Raw genomic sequence first — 655 nt, 5'->3', positions numbered from 1 at the left:
GGGGAGCGCAGCGCTCTTTTAAGTTCTTATCGACGATAATTGCTTGAGGTCAGGTTTAGAGATTTTAAAACAGTCTCATAGCTCAGCTGGTTAGAGCGCTACACTGATAATGTAGAGGTCGGCAGTTCGAGTCTGCCTGAGACTACTAAAAAGATTTAAGATTTACGAAAGTAGATTTGAGATTTTAAGACGTTCATTACAAATTGAAAGGAAATTTTAGAAGTTGAGTCACAATCAACAATCGTTAATCGTAATTCAGCAATCTGAAATTCATTAATGGGGGATTAGCTCAGCTGGCTAGAGCGCCTGCCTTGCACGCAGGAGGTCATCGGTTCGACTCCGATATTCTCCACCAAAGTCCCCGCGGAAGCGTGGGACCTCATAAGGGAAGCTGTCAATCTGATTGAAACAGGCCCAAAATGGGATCTCCAATAGATTTGGAGATTGCAACGTTCATTGACATATTGAAAAAAGATACATAAAAAATATTACTGTTGCGGTCTTAGGACTGTAATAAAGTAACATTTAGATTGATTAGGGTTTACGAGCTTTTAATCAATCTAATAAAGTTTGGTTTATGGGATTAACGATCGGATATCGGTACTTGTACCGAAAACTGAGAGAAAAAACTGTAAACTGAATAGTAACTCATTAA

2 tRNA genes are annotated in these 655 nt (G+C 39.1%); both read left to right on the top strand.

The window, feature by feature from the left end:
* The first annotated feature begins 71 nt into the window (after positions 1-71).
* A tRNA-Ile gene (locus tag JEM65_RS20870) sits at positions 72-145 on the top strand.
* Positions 146-278: 133 nt separating this feature from the next.
* Positions 279-355 (top strand) — tRNA-Ala (locus tag JEM65_RS20865).
* The last annotated feature ends 300 nt before the right edge of the window (positions 356-655 follow it).

This window comes from Gelidibacter salicanalis, from assembly GCF_016469035.1.
Taxonomy (GTDB): domain Bacteria; phylum Bacteroidota; class Bacteroidia; order Flavobacteriales; family Flavobacteriaceae; genus Gelidibacter; species Gelidibacter salicanalis_A.
This window is presented reverse-complemented; position numbering and strand designations above follow the sequence as displayed.